Consider the following 20,360-nt stretch of genomic DNA (forward strand, 5'->3'; position numbering starts at 1 on the left):
AGTTTCTGGTCAGGGATACCAATGTTCCTGAAAAGGGGGTTATAGGAGCGCACATTTTCCCATGATGAAATAGTACCTGAAATCACCGCCTAAATCAAGCGATTCGTGGGTTTTTTTGGGGATGGCGATAAATCCGATAACTTGGTGGGTTATGACGGCGCGTTCATTCAACGGGTTGTTGTATTGATTCAACACCATCTCATTCGCGATCGCGGTTGATGGGTAAGTTTAGACCGAATAATTCTGAGACTTAGAGTTTCTAGTCAGAGATACCAATGTTCCTGAGAAGGGGGTTATAGGAGCGCACATTTTCCCATGATGAAATAGTACCTGAAATCACCGCCTAAATCAAGAGATTCATCTGATTTTTTTGGCATGGTGAGAAATTCGATAACTTGGTGAGTTCTGACGGCGCGTTTATTCAACGGGTTGGTTGTATTGATTCAACACCATCTCATTCGCGATCGCGGCTGATGGGTAAGTTCAGGGAGAAGAATTCTGAGACTTAGAGTTTCTAGTCAGAGATACCAATGTTCCTGAAAAGGGGGTTATAGGAGCGCACATTTTCCCATGATGAAATAGTACCTGAAATCACCGCCTAAATCAAGCGATTCGTGGGATTTTTTGGGGATGGCGATAAATCCGATAACTTGGTGGGTTATGATGGCGCGTTTATTCAACGGGTTGTTGTATTGATTCAACACCCTCTCATTCGCGATCGCGGTTGATGGGTAAGTTCAAGGAGAAGAATTCTGGATTTAGAGTTTCTGGTCAGGGATACCAATGTTCCTGAAAAGGGGGTTACAGGAGCGCACATTTTCCCATGATGAAATAGTACCTGAAATCACCGCCTAAATCAAGCGATTCGTGGGTTTTTTTGGGGATGGCGATAAATCCGATAACTTGGTGAGTTACGATGGCGCGTTTATTCAACGGGTTGTTGTATTAATTAGGCACCGTCTAACCCACCCTACGGCTACTACTACCAGTTTTTGGTTGCGGTTGTCGATGATATCGTGAGTTGGCATTATCATTTCTCGTTAGGGAATTACATCCATTGGTGTCCAGATAGTTAAATTTGGTACATGAGCAAAGTCACTATCGTGAGTAACTATATTATCGATGGGAGTAGAATGTTGATTCATTGTCCCCAGATGCAGAGAATCACCTGTCATCAATCCATACTGGGTGCGTTCTCGCTTAGTTTCAACTAATGTTTTTTGGCTAATCCGCAGGACTTTAATCCCCAGCGCCAAAATATCTTCAAATTGTTGTTGATAATCTGTTAAATTACTGGCTAATGAGCGGTTACTTGATAACTTATTCTTTAATTTAGAAGCGCTACGACGTGTAATATATCCCTTGTTTACGGCTTCGGCTAACATCAGTTTATGCAAGAGGTCTGAAAGAATTTGGGTGTTCACGTAGGCGTAGACTTCTCTTTTAGCAATACGGTTAATAAATGCTGCACAGGTGGTAGATTTACTCCGAAAGTATAGATCAAAGATAATAGTATCCACAAAGACCCTTGTCCCTAATGGTAGGTGAGCAAGGTCACGGGTAGTAGCCGTCATGATTATTGGTCGTCATCCTCCCACCCCTCCGGTAAGTCAGCCCAAATTCCACTTAAACGTCTAGCGGCTTCAAGCTTTTCGTGTCGCTCACTTTTTTCTTTTGGACTTAAGCGAGTTCCCCTCTTACCTTTCATCACATCTTGTGGATTACCCTCTTGTCGTACTGCGGGTCGATTTCCTACCCAATCCTTCTCTTGTGCATTCATCTCATTCGAGAGGTTACGAACGGCGGCGTAGATTACTTCAAGTGCTGCTGTTTGTTCTTGAGCAGAATGGAAACCATGAACTGAAAGCCAAGCGCGGTCAAACGCTTCGCGTTCTGGCGTTTCCATTTCCTGAATTAGCCATTGAAATTTCTGGGAACGAATATTCTGAAAAGCATCAAGTAAACGCTTGGCGTCAGCAGGTGCTATTTTACGGGGGTCTTGTAAGAGCAGACGTTTAGCTTCATAGGTTTCCACTTTCAGCATACACCCATAGCTTCGACCTTCTGTATGTCTTTCAATGAAGTTAAATGTACCAAGCATCAACGCTGCTGTGAGATTCACCTCTACTTCAGCATGAGGTCTGATTTCTACGCAGTTATGATCAACCTGCGCCATTGATTCATTTAATCCTAGCACCAGTCGCATTTTGTTAATGATAGGTAGCACCAGAGGAGCTGGCTCACGCGCTTGGAGACGATACCATTCACCCTGCTTACGTCCGCGAGCCTTACAAGTAGCTGTTTTATCAAAACCTTGACTTTCACCCCAACGAATGTACTGCTCGACTTTTGTTCCTCTTAATTGATTTCGGGGTTTGTCAGCTACGAGTAAGAAAACGTTGAGATGTACTGGCTGAATCTGAGGCGTTACAATATCAGCAGGACGTAGGATAACGGGTTTGAGAAACTCTGCTTCTATTTCCCACTCTTGAATTCTTGATTTATCTAGGTAAAAGAACTTATTAGCTCCTGTCTTAATACCAAACTGCACATCAGCAATGTTTCCTAACTCCACCAGTTTATCTTTGCATCTTTCTAAGATTACCCAATAAATGTCTGGTGCGCGTAGATATTTCCCTCCCCACTTATTGCCCACATACTTCCCAATACTAAAGCCATAAGAATATTTTTGCTTGGCATCCGTATTTTCTGGGTACTTCCAACCCTCCTCAAGTAAGTGACTCTGAGCTATCGGATAGACTCGATACTCCTGGGTAGTTTGTCTCTGGTTTTGCGCTTCAATATCCTGAAAAACTGTAGGTGAAAAAACCTGCTCAAACGGTACATAACAAGCAACAAACTTCGCGATTTGATTAAGTCCCCAGTCAGAATTCTCGTTAGGTGCAGAAAGTAGAGTAATAACTGTGTTAACGTCAGCCGAAGCGAAAGACCTTTTAGCTCCATTATCTAACACTATTTTGACATGACAATGCCTGAGTAAAAATTCCTGTAAATCTGATCCATAGCCCACATCTAACCAGGAATTCCAGGTGATAAAGCAGAATGAGCCTTGATAATTTAAAAGTGATAGACCGTGGAAATAAAAATAAATATAAAGGTCGCTTTTTGAGTCAAGCTTGTGAGCAACCGCCTTTTCCGGCTTCGATGGATTGATATCTTTTTGGGGTTGATATCCAAAAAATTTAGGAAAAAGCTGATAGACGGAACGAGCTAGCTTGGCTTTATAATCTTTTTTATTATCAGTTGTGATATCGTCACGATCTAAAAAAGGATTTGCAATATTTTCCTGACGCACATAGGGAGGATTGCCAATCACAATATCAAACCCATTCTGTTCTCCTTCAAAAATTTCGACAAAGGCTATGTCCCAAACAAAAGGTACAGTTGAATTAGGTTTAAGAGCAGCACGGGCTTGTTTAATCTGAGATAATTCTTGGCTGAGTAATTTTAGCTGATTTTGCCACTCAGCAATTTGTGATTTCAGTTTTCGAGACTGAACTTGACTAACACCTTCTAGGAGTGGAATTTGCTCATGTTCTGGTTCTTCAAGTTTTCGGTGAATGCTTTTAATTTGTTCCTGAATTCTGTGTTGGCAGTTATCTAAAATATCGCGGAACAGTCTAAGTTCCTCTTGACGAATTTCTCGATCCGATTTGAATTCACAGGTTTGATCGTTATTGTAGAATTTCAGCTTTTCTGTTTTCAGGCGAGTAATACGACCTTTGATAGCTGGTGCAATTCTGATAGAACTCCGAATTTGTCTAAAGTCAATCCCACCAACTTCTTGTACTAAACTGTCTCCTGGTCGAACTTTGAAAGTAAAGTTGGGTAGTAGGGGTTCACGTCTGATATATAGTTCCTCAGCCGGAATTTCTGCATCTATAATCAAAGCCAACCATAGCCTAAGTTCAGCGATACGGCAAGCCCAATCCATGACATCTACCCCGTAAAGGGACTGACCAATAATACGCTTTTTTCGCTCATAAGCTGATTCTTCTCGGTTTAATTGTTGATTAACCCGTTGTTGCAAATCATCTAATACTGAGAGAAATCCGACTAAAAATGCACCAGAACCACAGGCTGGATCGAGTAAAGTAAGATGACACAATTGATTGTCTAATTTATCCCAAAGCTTTGCCTCGGCGAACTTTTGGTCAGCTAGAGCTTTTTCCTCTGGCTCTAAGGCTAATATGAATTCATATAATAGGTCTTGATAATTAACCCCTAAGTGATTAGTCAAATAATCCACCAAAGACAGTCTGCACATCAAGTCAATTTCAATACGAGGTGTATAGAAAATGCCTGCATCTCCCCGTTCATCAGCTTCATTGGAGACATTCACCAAACTTTCATATACTTTACCGATCATTTCTGGATCGACAGCCACTTCTTGATCCAGTGGGGTGTCTTCGCTAATCGTGAAATTGTATCGTTCTAAAAAGATAAGAACTTGGGCAAAACGTCTGTCAGTTATGGAAAAACTATATTGTCGATCAAGTTCATTTTCGCGAAATAATCCTCCATTCAGGTAAGGCGCTTGTTGTAGAATGGATTGTATCTCATTGGGGAAGTGACGATAACCTCCATGGAAACGATTATTAAATGCATCAAAAAATAAAATATTTAACCACTGATCAACAAAGGAATTAATCGGTTGATTTGAGTCTTGATAAGTAGACCAAAACCTATGCAAAAATTCTCTATTATTCCCTAACCATCCTTTACGCTGGATAAAATAAAGGAACATTAATCGGTTGAGGAACTGCAAAGCATAATCGTGCGCCCAATGACTGTCATGGGTTTGTCGGGTTAGGTCATCTTGAAGGATACTAAAGAGAGCTTTATATTCTTCAAAGAATTGCTGAGTAACTGCTTCAACATTAAAAGCTTGGTCGTGAAGAAGCTGAATATCTAAGGGAGAAGCTTGAGGAATATGTGCTAAATCGAGTAGGGCTATTCTTTCTGAAGCCGTTCTGAGACATTCGGTTTCAGCAACTGTAATTCTACGAAACAGTCGTCTTCTCTGAGGATTTCGGTTATCGTCTGATTGTCGCTTGTCACCAACTATCTTGACATTGATAAAATGCCACTGGTCTTGCTCATTGTTAGAAAAAACAAATAGGGCATAAGGATGATTTTTTAACAGTTGATTAACCACGGTACGCTCATCACCCCCTAGTAATCGTCGAGACTGCGACCGTGCATAAATAACGTGAAAATCATTTCCTCCAGACGCCAACACAACTGGATCTTCTGCCAAGACTTGTGAAGCAGTATCCGTCCACCCCCGCCGAGACAGGGGTTGATTTTCTCGCTCGTAATTCAGTTCAGACCAAAATAACTGCTTGAGTGGGTTTAAACCCCGCAGCGAAGAAAGAAGATCTAGAATAGATTGCTGAAATTCCAGTTGGTGCATGATTATTATCGATAGGGAAGCTGTTTAAACTGCCTCTTTCCAATGTAACTGAGTAGACTGATATCTGGCACACCTGGGTCAAGATACTCCAAATAACGGTAAGTGGGGAGGGGTCATAAAGCTTGATGGGTATATTCTATCGTTGAACCGCCTTGCCCACTCTACATAAAACTAAGTTCACCAACAACCTCTCAACTCATGAACCCGCTGCCATTCTTCATTCGTCACCTTATAATTCGTCCCATTCGGCACACGAATCACCCCCAAACTCTTCAGCACCGCATCTTGTTTTAAACAGTCCCGCAATAGCGGCTTCTCTAACAGTTTAGTCGTAAACCGAATACGCGCTTGCGGCTTGCTTCCCAAACGAGACTTATCAATCCAATAGCCAATATCCGGGACTTTATCCAACAGTTTAGGCGGTTCAATAATTTCCGCGATCGCATAAATCCCCGCATCCTGTCCGGCTTTCCAAACCAACACCCCATCACCCGCCGCCATATCCTTAGCGTAGCGAGTCACCAACCACGGCATTTGCACAAAATCGCGAATCGCATCAATAATCCGGTAATACTTGGGATTGCCTTGAAAAAGCCAGTACGCCATTCCTTCTCCTTCTCCAAAAAATACCCGTCTAACCCATCCTGATCAAGCCTAACCTAAGCTCAAAACTCTGCAATACCTTGATTTTACCCCTCCCTAACCCTCCCCTTGCCAAGGGGAGGGAACTCGAACGGTAAACAGCCGAGAGCGCATTGCTATAAGTCCTCAAAAATAAAGCGACGCCTTCTGAACAACTGGCGCCGCTGATAATACTTAAAAATAGAGGCTAGCCTCTGGCTAACCTCTAATCCTAACCTGCTATTTCGTTTCCGAGAATTCAGCGTCGATGACATCATCACCACCACCGGATTCACCACCGGGAGCAGCACCGGGTTCAGGACCACCTGCACCACCGGGAGCAGCGCCGGGTTCAGGACCACCTGCTTGTTGATACAAGTTAGCACTGATGCTGTAGAGTGCTTGTTGCAATTCTGTGGTCAGCGTCTTAATCTTCTCATCATCTTCCTGAGAAACCGCCTCTCGCAGATCCTTAATCAAGCCTTCAACCTTCGTCTTGTCTTCTGCTGGGACTTTATCACCCAATTCATTAAGCTGCTTCTCAGCTTGATACGTCAGAGAATCGGCTTGGTTCTTGCGATCGATTTTCTCACGCCGTTCTTTGTCCGTCGCTGCGTTGGCTTCGGCTTCCTGAACCATGCGATCAACGTCTTCACTGGGTAGGGTAGATGCGCCTGTAATGCTAATCGATTGCTCTTTACCCGTACCTTTATCCTTCGCAGTAACGTTCAGAATACCATTGGCGTCAATATCAAAAGTGACTTCAATTTGGGGAACGCCGCGCGGTGCTGGGGGAATCCCATCCAGACGGAATGTACCCAGACTCTTGTTGTCGCCGGACATTTCCCGTTCACCTTGGAGAACGTGGATTTCGACGTTGGTTTGACCATCCACAGCCGTGGAGAAGGTTTCTGACTTCTTAGTAGGAATGGTGGTGTTGCGGGGGATAATCTTAGTCATCACACCGCCCAAGGTTTCCACACCCAAGGATAGAGGGGTAACATCAAGGAGCAGAATGTCTTTAACTTCACCCGCTAAGACACCCGCTTGAATCGCTGCACCAATTGCAACCACTTCATCCGGGTTCACGGTTTGGTTGGGTTCTTTACCCAATACCCGCTTAACCACCTCTTTTACCGCCGGAATCCGGGTCGAACCCCCGACTAAGACAATCTCATCGATCGCACTTTTATCAATTTTGGCATCACGTACCGCATTCTCAACTGGGATGCGACTCCGATCAATTAAGTCCGCACAGAGTTCTTCAAACTTCGCCCGAGTCAAGGTCATATCCAGGTGCTTGGGACCTTCCTGGGTAGCGGTGATGAAGGGTAGGTTAATTTCGGCTTGGGTAACGCTGGAGAGTTCAATCTTGGCTTTCTCCGCCGCTTCCGTTAAACGTTGCAGGGCTTGCTTGTCTTTGCGTAAGTCAATCCCTTCGGATTTCTGGAATTCAGCGGCGAGGTAATCGACAATTTTCTTATCGAAGTCGTCACCACCGAGGTGAGTGTCACCAGAGGTTGATAATACTTCAAAGACACCATCACCGACTTCTAGGATGGATACGTCAAAGGTTCCACCACCAAGGTCAAAGACTAAAATTGTTTCGTTGCTCTTCTTGTCTAAGCCATACGCCAGAGAAGCCGCTGTAGGTTCGTTAATAATCCGCAACACTTCAACGCCAGCAATCTTACCTGCGTCTTTTGTGGCTTGACGCTGGGAGTCATTGAAGTACGCCGGAACCGTAATCACGGCTTGAGTCACCGTTTCGCCCAGGTACTTACTGGCGTCATCAACGAGCTTCCGTAGCACTTGAGCCGCAATCTCTTCGGGTGCAAATTGTTTGCCTTGAGAGGGACAATCAAGTTTAACGTTATCGCCAACTTTGAGGACTTTATAAGAGACTTCGGTAGCTTCATTGGTGACTTCGCCATGTCTACGCCCAATGAAGCGTTTGACAGAGTAGAACGTATTTTCCGGGTTCATCACCGCCTGACGTTTGGCGATTTGACCCACGAGGCGATCGCCATTTTTGGCATACGCCACAACTGAAGGGGTTGTACGTCCGCCTTCTGCGTTAGCAATCACGGTGGGTTTACCCCCTTCCATGACGGCTACGCAGGAGTTTGTCGTACCTAAATCAATTCCAACTACTTTTGCCATAAGAGTGTTCCAAGTTCGCTTAACTACAAATACTGGTGAAGTCGGGGAGCGTGACTGTTGAACCAAAATCTAGTTCAATCAGCAGCCTTTGGGAGCTTCAATATCATTGGTTCGGCTACCAATCTCTATACTGAACGCGGTTAGCCTGTCTCATGAAGGGGGGGTTCCCGAACCTGAGATGGGACGGTTCGATCTGGTGATTGCTCGTTCCAGTCGCTATCCCAATTACCAATCATCAACCGTTAACTTCGTGCTGATTTCTTTCGCTGTGTCTAATGTAGGAAACTCTATGGGGTAAAGGATTGGGGCGAACCGTAACGAATCAGTTGTGTTTGCCGTCTGTTACTCTGTTAAGGCATCTGTGCCCTTTCTAGGCTGGCAAACCTTGGTCTTAAGTACAACCCAGGACTCAGTGTTTAAATACTTGATTTTGACTAATATATCGGGTTATTATATAAGGTTATTTTAGAAGCAATCCCATGATTTTTGTCTCCTAGGGAGCTTCTAATTGACTTCTCCACGCTTTGAAAAAAGAGAGTTTCATTGTAGGGGCGGGTTTAGGAACTACACTCAACTATTGCTGAAATAACTGAACAACAAAACCCGCCCTGATTAAAAGCCTGGTTACAGATTGACTGAACGATCGCTCAGAAACTGGACTGAAATCCTAAACAAACCAACGCTAACAGCCCACCTGTCAAATAAAACGCCCCCACAATTTGGGTTTCTGACCAACCGCTTAATTCTAAATGGTTATGGAATGGTGACATTTTAAACAGCCGTTTACCGACTCCAGCCTCATCTTTTGTGGCTTTGTAATAAGCAACTTGGGCAATCACCGAGATCGATTCCCAACAGAAAATGCCACTGAGAACAAATAAACACCAGAGGTTCTGACTCAATAATCCTACCGCCGCGAGAGCGCCACCTAAAGCCAGGGAACCCGTATCTCCCATAAACACAGCCGCAGGGTGGCGATTATGCACGACAAACCCCAGACAACTGCCACTGAGACAAGCACAGAACACCATTAAACCCGGTGAACTTGGGGCAACGATCGCCGCCAGTGCCAAAAGCGCGATCGCACAGGTTCCCCCAGCCAATCCATCCACCCCATCAGTCAGATTCGTGGCATTACTTTCCGCCGCCAGAACAAACAGCGCCAGGGGCCAGAACAATAATCCTAAGGGTAAAACGATACCAAACGGGAGTGCGATCGCAGTAATACTAATCGGTTGACTTGCCGCCAGCCAAATACAAAATACCAACCCCACGCTGATCTGTAGTGCCAATTTCAGGCGGGGGGAAATACCTTTATTAGAACGGCGGCGGATAATTTGCCAATCATCCAACCAGCCAATCATCCCATAAGCTAGGGTCACAACGGATACAACGAGGACATTAACAAACTCTTGCCCTGCCAGTGCCAATCCCGACCAAACTAGAGCAACCATTACCGCCACAGGTACAAAAAACACCCCACCCATGGTTGGGGTTCCAGCTTTTTGTAAATGAGTTTGGGGTCCATCTTCCCGGACAATCTGCCCCATTTTCAACGTTTGCAGAAACGGGACAACCCCATATCCCAGTGCCGCTGTCAGCACGGCACAAATCAACAGAGGTAACGTCATGGAGACTCCGGCGAACAGGGAGCGTTCCCCCAACCCATCTAGAATCAATGATCCCAGACTCAAACCAACGGCTAGTAACGTCAAGAGGCTGGAACCCGTTAAATTAAACGACCGCCCAGAAGTTAATTTTGCGTCTATCACGGACAAACTATCCCTTTATCGAACTTCCTCACACACAATCAGACGCATGGCGTCTTGACGATTCCCGTGTGACCCACGGCACTGATGGGAATCGTAACATCAATAGGGTACTTGCAATCAATCCTTCAAGCAAATTTACTTATTGTTGCCGGATGATTCATCACTATCGCTAACTAAAGGAGCAACTTAATAGCGGAAAACTGCCGCGATCGGTGATTGAGCGGGTACTCGCTCGGATTCTACAGCAAAAACTGTTCCACCATTCAAAACCGTATAAACGGCTGCTAAATCCAATAAATCTTGGTCACCAGCCTGGTGTTGCTCATGTAGCTGCACCGTGTTGCTCTGTGGGTCAAAGCTACCCCACTGCTGATGGTCTAAGGCGACAAACAACGAATCAATGCGTTGATTATAAGCCGCCTGCACTACTTCTTTCAGGGCATCAGAGGCTTGTTCCTGATTATTTCCAGAAAATTCTCTGAAGCGGTCAATTGCGTCTTTCTCTGCCTGTTGAAACTTAGGCTGCACGATTGCCCAGGCTTGGGTATGGAGATCCTCTGGCTTGGAGAGTTCGGGATTACCTGTAATGCCTTCGTCTAGAAGATGGGGGTAGGAATTCACTCGTTTATAAATCGGCAGGAGATACTCTACACCCGCTAGCACTAGCGGTACAGTCTCATCTGGTAGAAACTCTTGCATCCCTTGATTCACTTGGCTTAAAAAACGGATGATCTGATTTTCTTGATCTTCATCCACACCCCGTCCATGCATAGTTCCCGGATCTGAACCCGGTAATCCACCAGGGGAATAGGTTTCAGAGGACATGAATTGAGTCTGATTTTCCGTATCCTCATACCGCAGTACACTCATCAGGCTTTCGGGCAGATTGTCAACATTCTCAGGCTGGATTTCCCGAATGCGATCGCGTGTTCCCACTAAGAGTCGTACCTTCTTTTGACTCAGTGCCAAGATATAGAAACACCCATCACCCGTCAGCAGTGGCATTAGTGGCTTGAGGTGAAATTGGTCACTAACCACGACTAACTCGTCAAAATCCAGAGGTAGACGGTAATAGCGAAAGAAATTGGGAGCAATGAACAGGGCAAGTCCATGATTCTGATGACGCCAAAACTCATCGCGTTCCAACTCTTGAGCGCTGTTGAGCAGTTCTTGGGCATCGGCTGGACGCATACCCTTTTCAACCAACTGGGCTTCGGCTTTTCCTCGGAGATTTTTGAAGCGAATGGGGTCTTGTTGAATTTCTGGACCCGCCGTATGCGTAGGCATAAATATAGAAACACACAATCCTTCTGGCTGTTTAACCAAGGTTTTGAGTTCGTCTCTCGATAGTAATGGCATAAAATTGAACTCCTATACTTCTCTTCAATTGAAAAAAATCAAACGAACAGGCAAGATAGCCAGCTAACCCTAATGGTTAGAGGCTAAATCTCTGACGATTTGTTTAGGTTAGGCTGCACTACAAACCCAAAAGCCTAAGCTTGCCTGCCTTCATTTCAACGAAGATAGTCTGTTCAATACATCTGCCTTACGATAGGAAAGTTATCAGGACTTCCACACTAAGCTTATTGGTTGAGACGGGGTGTGGGGTGTCGGGTGTGGGGTGTCGGGTGTGGGGTGTCGGGTGTAGTGGCGTGGCACACCTTAATTGGTGGATTAGAATTGTAGGGGCGCACGGCGTGCGCCCAATTGCACCGTCAAGTTCACACGCTACCAAAGGTAGGAATAGGGCTATTCGTCGGACGACCAAAACTGGGTAGGTCAACATGAGTGATATTGCGATTCCTGACAGCGAGTCGATAGCTGACACTTTGTAACTCCGCATGAAGTTGGCGATTCTCTCGTTGTAAGCGGCTCACCTTCTCTCTCACTGGTGCCATGCGTTCGGCAAACTTCTGGCGATAAATTTGGGGTAGCTCCTGAACCACCTGCTCTAACATGCGCGACCGATCCGTTAATTCTTGCACAGACTGGCGCAACTGATAAATTTCTTGATCGCGAGTCGTAATCTGCTCTTGGTAAAATCTGACTTGCTGCTCCACATCTTGCAACTGTTCTCGCAAGACTCGCATTTGGGCTTGATGACGCTCAGAAACCTCGGCTGGCGGTTTAAAGCTCGCATTGCCTTTAACCAAGCGAAATAGCTCTTGAGAGAGTTGCTGCACGAGCTGATCTCTTAGATGTAACTCTTCCCGAAGGCGAGACACTTCAGTTTGCAGCGCTGGTAGGGTTGGGGTTTCAGTCGCGTTCACGATAGCTTACAGCTCCAATACAATAGGGACTCCCAATAGCAGAAGACGATGGGCAACGTCGCTCGGTGATGTGATTACCCTGTAGGAGGATGATATCACTACTAGGGTTATGCTTGACACGTTAACTCCAAAATAGTTATTTGTCATTTGCCATTGGTGGTTGGGGATTAGTGAGTTCCTCTTGCACCAATTGCGCTAACTTTTGGGCGGCACCTGATTCACCCCGGACTGCCCGTAAGCGCGATCGCATGTCTTCTAGTTTTTGGGGATGCTCTAAATACTCAAGTACCAATTGTGCCACATCCTGAGGTTTCAGTTGACCCACGACTTCTGGCACAATTTCCGCTTTTGCCCAAATATTGGGCCACGCAAATAGGCGTCCTTGTTGCAGAATCAGCCAATTAATCAGTTTGGCAAAACTTGTTCCTACTCCCGGTAACCGCGCTAACAATCCGGGTAATCCATCCCAAGCCCGCATCGCATCCAGTTGCTGAGTCGGTAATAACACAATCATCGGTACACCGAGAGAACCTAATTCCGCCGTATTCGCTCCCACTGTGGTTAAGCACAGACAGCATTGGGATAATATCTCATGGGCGGGAAATTCGGTTATAAGTTCTACCGTTACACCACTCGCCATTTTGAGTATTGAGTGTAGGGGCGGGTTTAGAGAATTTTGTTTCGCGATTGATGATAACTTGGGTTCAAAACCCGCCCTGAATAATGTAGAGACTTCGCTCAAGGAAACCTGGTTTTGACTGTAGGGACGAGTTTCACTACTATCGTTTTCTGTCACCCGGATATTGCTAAACCCGCCCTCATCTCCCTCATCTCCCTCATCTAGCATCACCAATCTCGCCCTCCCCCATCCTAATTTCTGAATCAGGGGATTTTCTTGGGGATCAGCAAAACGGGCTAGCGTGGGTAAATCTAAGGTTGGTGCAACAGGAATCAAAAAACGGGTTTGAGGTCTAACTTTGTGAATGTGTTCAGCAATAGCTAACCCTAATGGTACTCCCTGAATCAATTTGGCAGGTTTTGACCCTGGAAGTAAACCAATCCATTCAATTGGGGAAGTGTTAAGTGTTGACCCTTCACTGCCTTCGAGGACAGGGTTTTGAGTTAACTCCCTCTGCTCCCCCAGCTCCCCCTGCTTCCCCAGCTCCCCCTGCTCCCCCTGCTTCCCCAGCTCCCCCTGCTCCCCCAGCTCCCCCAGCTCCCCTGCTCCCTTACTCCCTCTCGCCACATCTGCCATTAAATCTCCCACTACCGTTAACTTGTGGCGATATTTTTTCGGGGCTTTGGCTATAATATCGGGTTTCATCACCCCGAACCGATCAATCCAGCGATGCCAACGGGCATCCCATTCGGCATAAACAACAGTACGATATTTTAAGCGAGAACCAATAACGACAGGAAAAAACTGATCGCCGCCTAAAAACACAACCACGCCGCGATCGCGCCAGTCCCAATTTTCGGCAGTTTTCCCCCAAAGTAAAAAGGGAAAGAAATGCTCTGCCCCTTGCACTCGGTCTACTTCGGGGTAGGATTGAACAATCTGGGCTTCTTTGCCTGTAGCATTGGGACAAGGAGACAGAATCACCGAGATACGGACAAATGCGCGATCGCATCCTAGCTGCTGGCGCAATGCTTTGACGACAGGACGTACCCAGGTGGTGACTTCACCCGGACCATTGGAGAGAATTAAAATATCAGCATTGGTCATTAGTCATTGGTCATTGGTAAGGGTTTGAGGGGGATAAGCAACGTAACATGGTTAAGTATATATTCGACAGACTTACTTAAAATCCGATTTCATATCTAAACTCCCATATAAATATAAAATCAGCCAACCTTAGCAAAAATCAGCCAAATCAGTGAGTGCTATTCGTTTTGATCAAGTTCATCTCCAATTTCCCGGGACACCCCAACCTGCGGTGAATGGTGTAACCTGCGACATTGAAGCGGGTCAACTGGTCGTCATTTTAGGTCCATCGGGATGTGGTAAAACCACAGTTCTCAAGATGGTCAATCGATTGTATGAACCCACATCCGGTGCGATTTATCTGGATGGGGTTAACATCCGCAAAATGAAAGTCACGACGCTGCGTCAGCAAATTGGCTACGTGATTCAACAGTCTGGCTTATTTCCTCATCAGACGGTGGCGGAAAATATTGCCGTTGTTCCCAAGCTTCTGGGATGGTCACGCTCAAAATACCAGTCTCGCATTGATGAGTTATTGACGCTGGTCGAACTACCCCCTCAAGTTTACCGGAATCGTTACCCAGCACAGCTATCCGGAGGACAGCAGCAGCGTGTTGGCGTGGCGCGGGCGTTGGCTGGTGATCCGAAGTTAATGCTAATGGATGAACCTTTTGGTGCCATTGATGCGATTACCCGCCAATCTTTGCAAGACGAAATCTTACGAATTCAGCGTCAATTGCATAAAACGATTCTTTTTGTCTCCCATGATGTGGAGGAAGCGCTGCGTCTGGGGGACAAGATTATGATTTTGCAAAAGGGTGAAATTGTCCAATTTGATACGCCGTTAAATATTTTGACGCACCCGGCTAATGATTTTGTCCGGGAGTTAATGGGTGCCGATGATATGTTGCGTCAGTTAAGTTTACAGGGCGTGGAGACGGCAATGCAGCCCGTTTCTCCAGATGATCAGTATCAGGATAATCGTGCGATCGCGCCTCACGAGAATTTGCGTCAAGCTTTATCCCTCCTCTTACAGACAGGAACTCAGAGATTGCCTGTCATGGATGAAGGAAAGGTAATTGGTGTATTAACCCTGGAGACGATTCAAAAAGCCGCCAATATGGGTCAAAGTTGATAGCCAGTTATCTGTCTTATTCGGGGTTTCGGAAAATACCCACTAGGCAAAAAAATAGTGTTACATAGTTTTTGGAATTATCCAATTTAAGATATTACTATGAACAACTCGTCTTTTTTTGATGAACAAAAGGAACAATCACTCGTTAAAGCCAGAATAGTTGAGAAATACTTTTGGGCATGGGCAAAAGTTATCATTGGATTTTTGAAACAAAAAGAACAAAAGCAAAAGTCAAAGAAGCTGAAACTTGCTTATATTGACTTGTTTGCCGGTCCTGGTCGATATCAAGATGGTTCCGAATCGACACCGTTGCGTGTACTGGAAACTGCTATTCGAGAACCAGATTTTAGAGAACGCTTGATAACGCTTTTTAATGATGCTGATGCAAATAATACACAGTCACTCCAGAACAACATTCAGTCAATTCACAATATCAATAAACTAAAAAATAAACCCATTGTTATAAACCATGAAATTGGTGAAGAGATAGTTCAGAGGTTTGAACAAGTTAAATTGGTTCCCACTCTATTTTTTGTCGATCCATGGGGATATAAAGGATTGTCATTACAACTTATTAATTCTGTGGTTAAGAATTGGGGCTGTGACTGTATATTTTTCTTTAACTATAACCGGATTAATATGGGATTAGGTAACGATGCCGTAAAAAATCATATAAATGCTCTATTTGGCGAAGAACGTGCGTCAGAACTTCGAGAAAAATTGCAGCTACTAAAGCCAGCCAAAAAAGAAATCGCTATTGTCGAAGAAATTTGTGAAGCGTTAAAAGAAATGGGTGGAGAGTATGTGCTTCCTTTCTGTTTTCGACATGAAAATGGCAACCGTACTAGCCATCATCTAATTTTTGTCAGTAAGCATGTAAGAGGTTATGAGATTATGAAAGAGATTATGGCAAAGGAAAGTTCGACAACAGAACAAGGTGTTCCATCTTTTGAGTATAATCCGGCAACAAAATTCCAACCTTTACTTTTTGAACTTTCACGTCCACTGGATGAACTCACAGATATGTTATTAGATGAGTTTGCCGGTCAAACAATGACGATGATAGAGGTTTATCAAAGACATCATATTGGTAAACGGTACATCAAGAAAAATTACAAAGATGCTCTTCTAAAACTAGAGGCTAAAGGCAAAATTACAGCAGAACCATCTAAGCGCCGGAAAAACACATTTGCCGATATAGTACGAGTTACTTTTCCACCAATTTAAGTTGTTTCGTAGACTGATGACGAGATACTGGGATATCTTTTCCCCGTTGCTGTTGGTGTTGTTTCCAAGCTAATGGCATCTCATCCCAAATCTTTCCATCCAGTTCTCTTCCTCCAGCTTTTGGAGTTCTACCTCCCCATTGTTTAAAGAAAAATGCGACATCAAACCTCTGACATTGATCACGAATACTTTGTGCCCACTCTAACTTCATCGGACGATATCTATTTCCCGATTCGCCACCGACAATAACCCAATGAATACCTGTTAAATCAAGCTGTAAATCACCGAGAAGGGGTTCACAAGAGAGAAAACGCACATTGGCTGGAACTTGTCGCAGGGAATCAACCCGATGAACATAGTCCTGATTTTCAACCGATACCCCCATCCAAATATTGTTATGCCATTCTAACTGAGACGCTAATTCAACTAAATGTTCATGTCGTTTGGTCAAAATTTGATAGATATGCTGCGGAGTTTGACCCATCACATCAAACACGTCTTTGAGAAATCCGATAGGCACGTCTTCGTGAAAAAGATCACTCATAGAGTTGACAAAAATGCGACTTGGCTTGCGCCAACGCAAGGGTTCTTTTATGCGTTCCCGATGCAGGGTTAAATCAAATCCATTGGGAAAATTCCGATGAAACCGTTTAGTTAGTGCTTCTGCATAACAATGGGTACAACCTGGACTAACTTTGTTGCAACCAGTTGTGGGGTTCCATGTTCGGTCTGTCCACTCGATACCTGTATGAGTGCTAGCCATATTCTCAGTCTACCCCTAACATTAATAGTCTTTCCTTTGCTTATTTATAGTACCGATGTATTGTAAACTTGTCCAGAGTTATGTGATTTAACTTTTGCCTGTTAATATTTGATAAGTTGCACCCGTTATAATAAAGGTTTGTAAACTGCTGTAAGGTAGCGGTATTAATCGATAAAAACTTTCATAGATGGTGCGTTAAATTTCAGTCTTTTTATCCTGAAATTTGGCTGAAGCGGTGCTGAAATTTATTTTTTGATCATTAACTGCTATGATTCAATTTGAATTCTAAAGACCTATGTGGCTATTTCAAGACTTTCACCCCCTAGCTGCGATCGCCACAACGCCTACCGCAGCCAAAACCCTACAGCCTCTGTGTCATACAGCCGGGGCGGCGTTGTCGATGAAACTGAAGTTCCCCCAGACAAAAAATCAAAACTGCCTCACCGTGCGGCTTTCCGCGATTTTTTAGACGTTCGGCGAGCGCTCAAACCACTACGGAATAAGGCTTTAGCCTGGGTGTAGTACATCCGCACGGGGGGAACTTCAGTTGAATAAGTTATGGGGAGATGGCGAAGATGAGGGAGATGGCGAAGATGTTAGCTGTTGGCGTTATTTCTGCCTTCTTGTACTAGAAACTATACCGCTCTTCTGCCCAAGGTTCACCTCGACGGTGGTAACCATTACGTTCCCAGAATCCCGATTCCTCGTGGTCGAGAAATTCTAAGCCATTAATCCACTTAGCACTTTTCCAAGCGTAAAGGTGGGGAACCACTAAACGCATCGGACCGCCATGTTCTGGGGGTAAGGGTTCGCCAAGCAGAGTGTGGGCAAAAAAGTTATCCTCGCGAATAAACTCGTCTAGTGTCAGATTAGTGGTATAGCCGCCATAGCAATGTTGCATAACATGGGTGGCTTTAGGGTCGAGTTCCACCTGACTCATAAAGTCAGTTACCCTGATCCCCGTCCATTGCACATCCAGTTTTGACCAACGGGTCACACAATGGAAATCCTTGGTGAAATCATGTTGAGGCATTGCCATCATATCTGACCAACGCCAGGTCTTGGGTGTAGCCAAACCCCAAACCCGAAATTCCCAGTCATCAATGTTAACGTCGGGAGTCTCACCATAAGTTAGAACCGGGAAGCCCTTGGTCAGGTATTGACCCGGAGGAACGCGATCGCTCTGTTCTGGTTCTGGTTTGTGGAAAAATTTTCCGATCATAGTTCAATTATAAAAATAACCATCCCGAAAAGAGAGTGTAGAGACGTAGCCTGATACGTCTCCACTCTCCCATCTCCCCTCCCCGAACGGAGGTGTTCACAAACTCCTGCCACCCTACACTAGGCTTCTTCTTCCTCTTCTTCTTCAGTCGGATAGACAAACGTCGAACGTCCACTCAAAACTGCCTTACCCAGAGACAGGGCTTTCTCCGCTTCCAATGATGCCTTGCGTCTCCAGTTAGCTCGGCGTTTATCTCGTTTTGACTTTGAGGTTTTCTTCTTGGGTACAGCCATGGTTGTCAGTTAGCGAATTTTGCACAGCCTTTCTATTGTATGCCATCAAGCCAAGTTGACATCCTCACCGACCTAAAAGGATCGGTGGTACGGTGCTGTTTTCTTTTGTCCGACTACTTACCTCACTGTTCTGAGGTAGCTTCTCCGATTGCCGATACAACGCTAAGGCATCATGCGGAAGCGACTTAGCTGAAATGTTAGACTGAGTAAGCCAATGTAAAGATTGGACAAAGATTGGGGCTAGACCTAGACACAGGGATAGAAAACCTATCAAAATATACGTAGTGTAAAAAAATTATTTTGATCCTTCGACGATGCTCAGGGCAGGCTTTTGATCTGTGACTAAGGGCGGGTTTTATTGATAAGTTATCGATTTGAGGCTGTCCTGAACGGCTTGCACCCGCTTCTACACTATAACTTTTGGCTTCCAAGGTAGCATTACTATTCTATGTAAAGGAATCTGCCACTCATTTAATCGTTCACTCACTTTTTAACTTATGTTTTCCATCTACATTCTGACCCATAACGAGGAAATAGATATTGCGGCTTGCATTGAGTCAGCCCAGCTATCGGATGATGTCATAGTGGTAGATTCCTACAGCACAGACCGTACTGTAGAAATTGCCTCCAGCTACCCCGTTCGTGTCGTGCAACATCAGTTTGAGAGTCATGGCAAGCAACGAACCTGGATGCTAGAAGCGATTCCCACAAAGTATCAATGGATTTATATCTTAGAAGCAGATGAGCGAATGACTCCTCAACTGTTTCAAGAGTGTTTAGCGGCAATAAAACACCCAGATGCGGTTGGCTATTATGTGGCAGAACGAGTAATGTTTATGGGGAAATGGATTCGCCACAGCACCCAGTACCCCCGTTACCAAATGCGTCTTTTCCAAAAAGGAAAGGTTTGGTTCACAGACTACGGTCACACAGAACGGGAAGTTTGTAATGGATCAACCAGTTTTCTGCAAGAAACCTATCCCCACTATACCTGTAGTAAAGGCTTGAGTCGTTGGATAGAGAAGCACAATCGCTACTCCACTGATGAAGCGGCTGAGACAGTCCGTCAGTTAGAACAGGGAAATGTCAATTGGTGGAACTTATTCTTTGGTCGATCAGAAGTTGAACGGCGTCGAGCACTCAAAGATTTATCCCTACGTTTACCTTTGAGACCCCTGTTACGGTGGATTTATATGTATTTCTTCCTGGGTGGTTGTCTGGATGGCAAAGCAGGAATGGCTTGGTGTACCTTACAAGCGTTTTATGAATACTTAATTTTGCTGAAAGTCCAAGAAATGAAGCAAATGCCACCCTCTCATCTGTCACCAGCTCATCCAATGACTGTCTTATCAGATGTTAAGGCTTCTGAGGTATCTAATAATTATCATCTACCTCCGATGCAACGGAAATTAGCCTCCACCATTAAACCTTGAGATAAAGGTAGACATACACTATCTTTGATATTTAGTCAAAAATATATCAATAAACTATTCTCCGTTTAGAGATTATATATCGATTCGGAGAATAGTAATTTTTTTATGTAGGGACGCAAGGCTTGCATTGGTGTCAAGGTAAGCTCAAAAATCTACAATACCTTGGTTTGACCTCTCCCTAGTGCAAGAAGGCAGAAATAACTGAACAGCTAATATCTCCCCCAGCTCCCTCAGCTTCCCCAGCTCCCCCAGCTTCATCGTATTTACGAAGCTGCTCAAGTATTTCCGCAGCGCTGCACTAGCACTCCCCTCGTAGGCT

Annotated in this window: 15 protein-coding genes; 4 read left to right on the forward strand and 11 right to left on the reverse strand. The window is 44.9% G+C overall.

Annotated elements, in window-relative coordinates:
• Positions 1 to 1,040 precede the first annotated feature (1,040 nt).
• From RIC07_RS13400 to RIC07_RS13435, 8 genes are all read right to left on the reverse strand, one after another.
• Positions 1,041 to 1,574: a type II toxin-antitoxin system VapC family toxin gene (locus tag RIC07_RS13400; protein WP_446394975.1), complete on the reverse strand. Its 534-nt coding sequence runs from the start codon at positions 1,572 to 1,574 to the stop codon at positions 1,041 to 1,043.
• 2 nt (positions 1,575 to 1,576) lie between these two features.
• Positions 1,577 to 5,437, reverse strand: a complete 3,861-nt coding sequence (locus RIC07_RS13405) for an Eco57I restriction-modification methylase domain-containing protein (RefSeq protein WP_446394976.1) — start codon at positions 5,435 to 5,437, stop codon at positions 1,577 to 1,579.
• Positions 5,438 to 5,614: 177 nt separating this feature from the next.
• The gene (locus RIC07_RS13410) at positions 5,615 to 6,043 is read right to left on the reverse strand and encodes an EVE domain-containing protein (RefSeq protein WP_446394977.1); all 429 of its coding nucleotides are present in this window, start codon (positions 6,041 to 6,043) and stop codon (positions 5,615 to 5,617) included.
• Positions 6,044 to 6,298: 255 nt separating this feature from the next.
• Positions 6,299 to 8,221 carry a molecular chaperone DnaK gene (gene dnaK, locus RIC07_RS13415; RefSeq protein ID WP_446394978.1) on the reverse strand — a complete coding sequence of 641 codons (1,923 nt, stop codon included), beginning with the start codon at positions 8,219 to 8,221 and terminating at the stop codon, positions 6,299 to 6,301.
• A gap of 647 nt (positions 8,222 to 8,868) precedes the next feature.
• The gene (gene mraY, locus RIC07_RS13420; RefSeq protein ID WP_446394987.1) at positions 8,869 to 9,990 is read right to left on the reverse strand and encodes a phospho-N-acetylmuramoyl-pentapeptide-transferase; all 1,122 of its coding nucleotides are present in this window, start codon (positions 9,988 to 9,990) and stop codon (positions 8,869 to 8,871) included.
• Between the two features lie 189 nt (positions 9,991 to 10,179).
• Positions 10,180 to 11,352: a baeRF3 domain-containing protein gene (locus RIC07_RS13425; RefSeq protein ID WP_446394979.1), complete on the reverse strand. Its 1,173-nt coding sequence runs from the start codon at positions 11,350 to 11,352 to the stop codon at positions 10,180 to 10,182.
• Between the two features lie 362 nt (positions 11,353 to 11,714).
• Positions 11,715 to 12,263: an Npun_F5560 family protein gene (locus RIC07_RS13430; RefSeq protein ID WP_446346355.1), complete on the reverse strand. Its 549-nt coding sequence runs from the start codon at positions 12,261 to 12,263 to the stop codon at positions 11,715 to 11,717.
• Positions 12,264 to 12,399: 136 nt separating this feature from the next.
• Positions 12,400 to 13,989 carry a lipid-A-disaccharide synthase gene (locus RIC07_RS13435; RefSeq protein ID WP_446394980.1) on the reverse strand — a complete coding sequence of 530 codons (1,590 nt, stop codon included), beginning with the start codon at positions 13,987 to 13,989 and terminating at the stop codon, positions 12,400 to 12,402.
• Between the two features lie 151 nt (positions 13,990 to 14,140).
• Between RIC07_RS13435 and RIC07_RS13440 the strand changes: the two genes are divergently transcribed.
• Together RIC07_RS13440 and RIC07_RS13445 are read left to right on the forward strand one after the other, a co-directional pair.
• The gene (locus RIC07_RS13440) at positions 14,141 to 15,103 is read left to right on the forward strand and encodes an ABC transporter ATP-binding protein (RefSeq protein WP_446394981.1); all 963 of its coding nucleotides are present in this window, start codon (positions 14,141 to 14,143) and stop codon (positions 15,101 to 15,103) included.
• Positions 15,104 to 15,202: 99 nt separating this feature from the next.
• Positions 15,203 to 16,330, forward strand: coding sequence for a three-Cys-motif partner protein TcmP (locus tag RIC07_RS13445; protein WP_446394982.1), 1,128 nt, complete (start codon positions 15,203 to 15,205; stop codon positions 16,328 to 16,330).
• Here the strand turns inward: RIC07_RS13445 and RIC07_RS13450 are convergent.
• Positions 16,311 to 17,093 carry a DUF5131 family protein gene (locus RIC07_RS13450; RefSeq protein ID WP_446394983.1) on the reverse strand — a complete coding sequence of 261 codons (783 nt, stop codon included), beginning with the start codon at positions 17,091 to 17,093 and terminating at the stop codon, positions 16,311 to 16,313. The genes RIC07_RS13445 and RIC07_RS13450 overlap by 20 nt on opposite strands.
• Positions 17,094 to 17,388: 295 nt before the next feature.
• Between RIC07_RS13450 and RIC07_RS13455 the strand changes: the two genes are divergently transcribed.
• Positions 17,389 to 17,562 carry a hypothetical protein gene (locus tag RIC07_RS13455; RefSeq protein ID WP_446394984.1) on the forward strand — a complete coding sequence of 58 codons (174 nt, stop codon included), beginning with the start codon at positions 17,389 to 17,391 and terminating at the stop codon, positions 17,560 to 17,562.
• A gap of 159 nt (positions 17,563 to 17,721) precedes the next feature.
• On the opposite strand, the gene RIC07_RS13460 is transcribed toward RIC07_RS13455, so the two are convergent.
• Complete coding sequence (locus RIC07_RS13460) at positions 17,722 to 18,315, reverse strand: sulfite oxidase-like oxidoreductase (protein ID WP_446394985.1); 594 nt, start codon at positions 18,313 to 18,315, stop codon at positions 17,722 to 17,724.
• Between the two features lie 119 nt (positions 18,316 to 18,434).
• Positions 18,435 to 18,608, reverse strand: a complete 174-nt coding sequence (gene rpmF / locus RIC07_RS13465; protein ID WP_006101025.1) for a 50S ribosomal protein L32 — start codon at positions 18,606 to 18,608, stop codon at positions 18,435 to 18,437.
• Between the two features lie 497 nt (positions 18,609 to 19,105).
• On the opposite strand from rpmF, the gene RIC07_RS13470 reads away from it, so the two are divergent.
• Positions 19,106 to 20,041, forward strand: a complete 936-nt coding sequence (locus RIC07_RS13470) for a glycosyltransferase family 2 protein (protein WP_446394986.1) — start codon at positions 19,106 to 19,108, stop codon at positions 20,039 to 20,041.
• The last annotated feature ends 319 nt before the right edge of the window (positions 20,042 to 20,360 follow it).

It is taken from the genome of Coleofasciculus sp. E1-EBD-02 (assembly GCF_040218245.1).
Classification (GTDB): domain Bacteria; phylum Cyanobacteriota; class Cyanobacteriia; order Cyanobacteriales; family Coleofasciculaceae; genus Coleofasciculus.

Coding starts and splice junctions, on each gene's coding strand:
- RIC07_RS13400 (WP_446394975.1), bottom strand. CDS start 1,574: ATGACGGCTACTACCCGTGACCTTGCTCACCTACCATTAGGGACAAGG.
- RIC07_RS13405 (WP_446394976.1), bottom strand. CDS start 5,437: ATGCACCAACTGGAATTTCAGCAATCTATTCTAGATCTTCTTTCTTCG.
- RIC07_RS13410 (WP_446394977.1), bottom strand. CDS start 6,043: ATGGCGTACTGGCTTTTTCAAGGCAATCCCAAGTATTACCGGATTATT.
- dnaK (WP_446394978.1), bottom strand. CDS start 8,221: ATGGCAAAAGTAGTTGGAATTGATTTAGGTACGACAAACTCCTGCGTA.
- RIC07_RS13425 (WP_446394979.1), bottom strand. CDS start 11,352: ATGCCATTACTATCGAGAGACGAACTCAAAACCTTGGTTAAACAGCCA.
- RIC07_RS13435 (WP_446394980.1), bottom strand. CDS start 13,989: ATGACCAATGCTGATATTTTAATTCTCTCCAATGGTCCGGGTGAAGTC.
- RIC07_RS13445 (WP_446394982.1), top strand. CDS start 15,203: ATGAACAACTCGTCTTTTTTTGATGAACAAAAGGAACAATCACTCGTT.
- RIC07_RS13450 (WP_446394983.1), bottom strand. CDS start 17,093: ATGGCTAGCACTCATACAGGTATCGAGTGGACAGACCGAACATGGAAC.
- RIC07_RS13455 (WP_446394984.1), top strand. CDS start 17,389: ATGTGGCTATTTCAAGACTTTCACCCCCTAGCTGCGATCGCCACAACG.
- RIC07_RS13460 (WP_446394985.1), bottom strand. CDS start 18,315: ATGATCGGAAAATTTTTCCACAAACCAGAACCAGAACAGAGCGATCGC.
- rpmF (WP_006101025.1), bottom strand. CDS start 18,608: ATGGCTGTACCCAAGAAGAAAACCTCAAAGTCAAAACGAGATAAACGC.
- RIC07_RS13470 (WP_446394986.1), top strand. CDS start 19,106: ATGTTTTCCATCTACATTCTGACCCATAACGAGGAAATAGATATTGCG.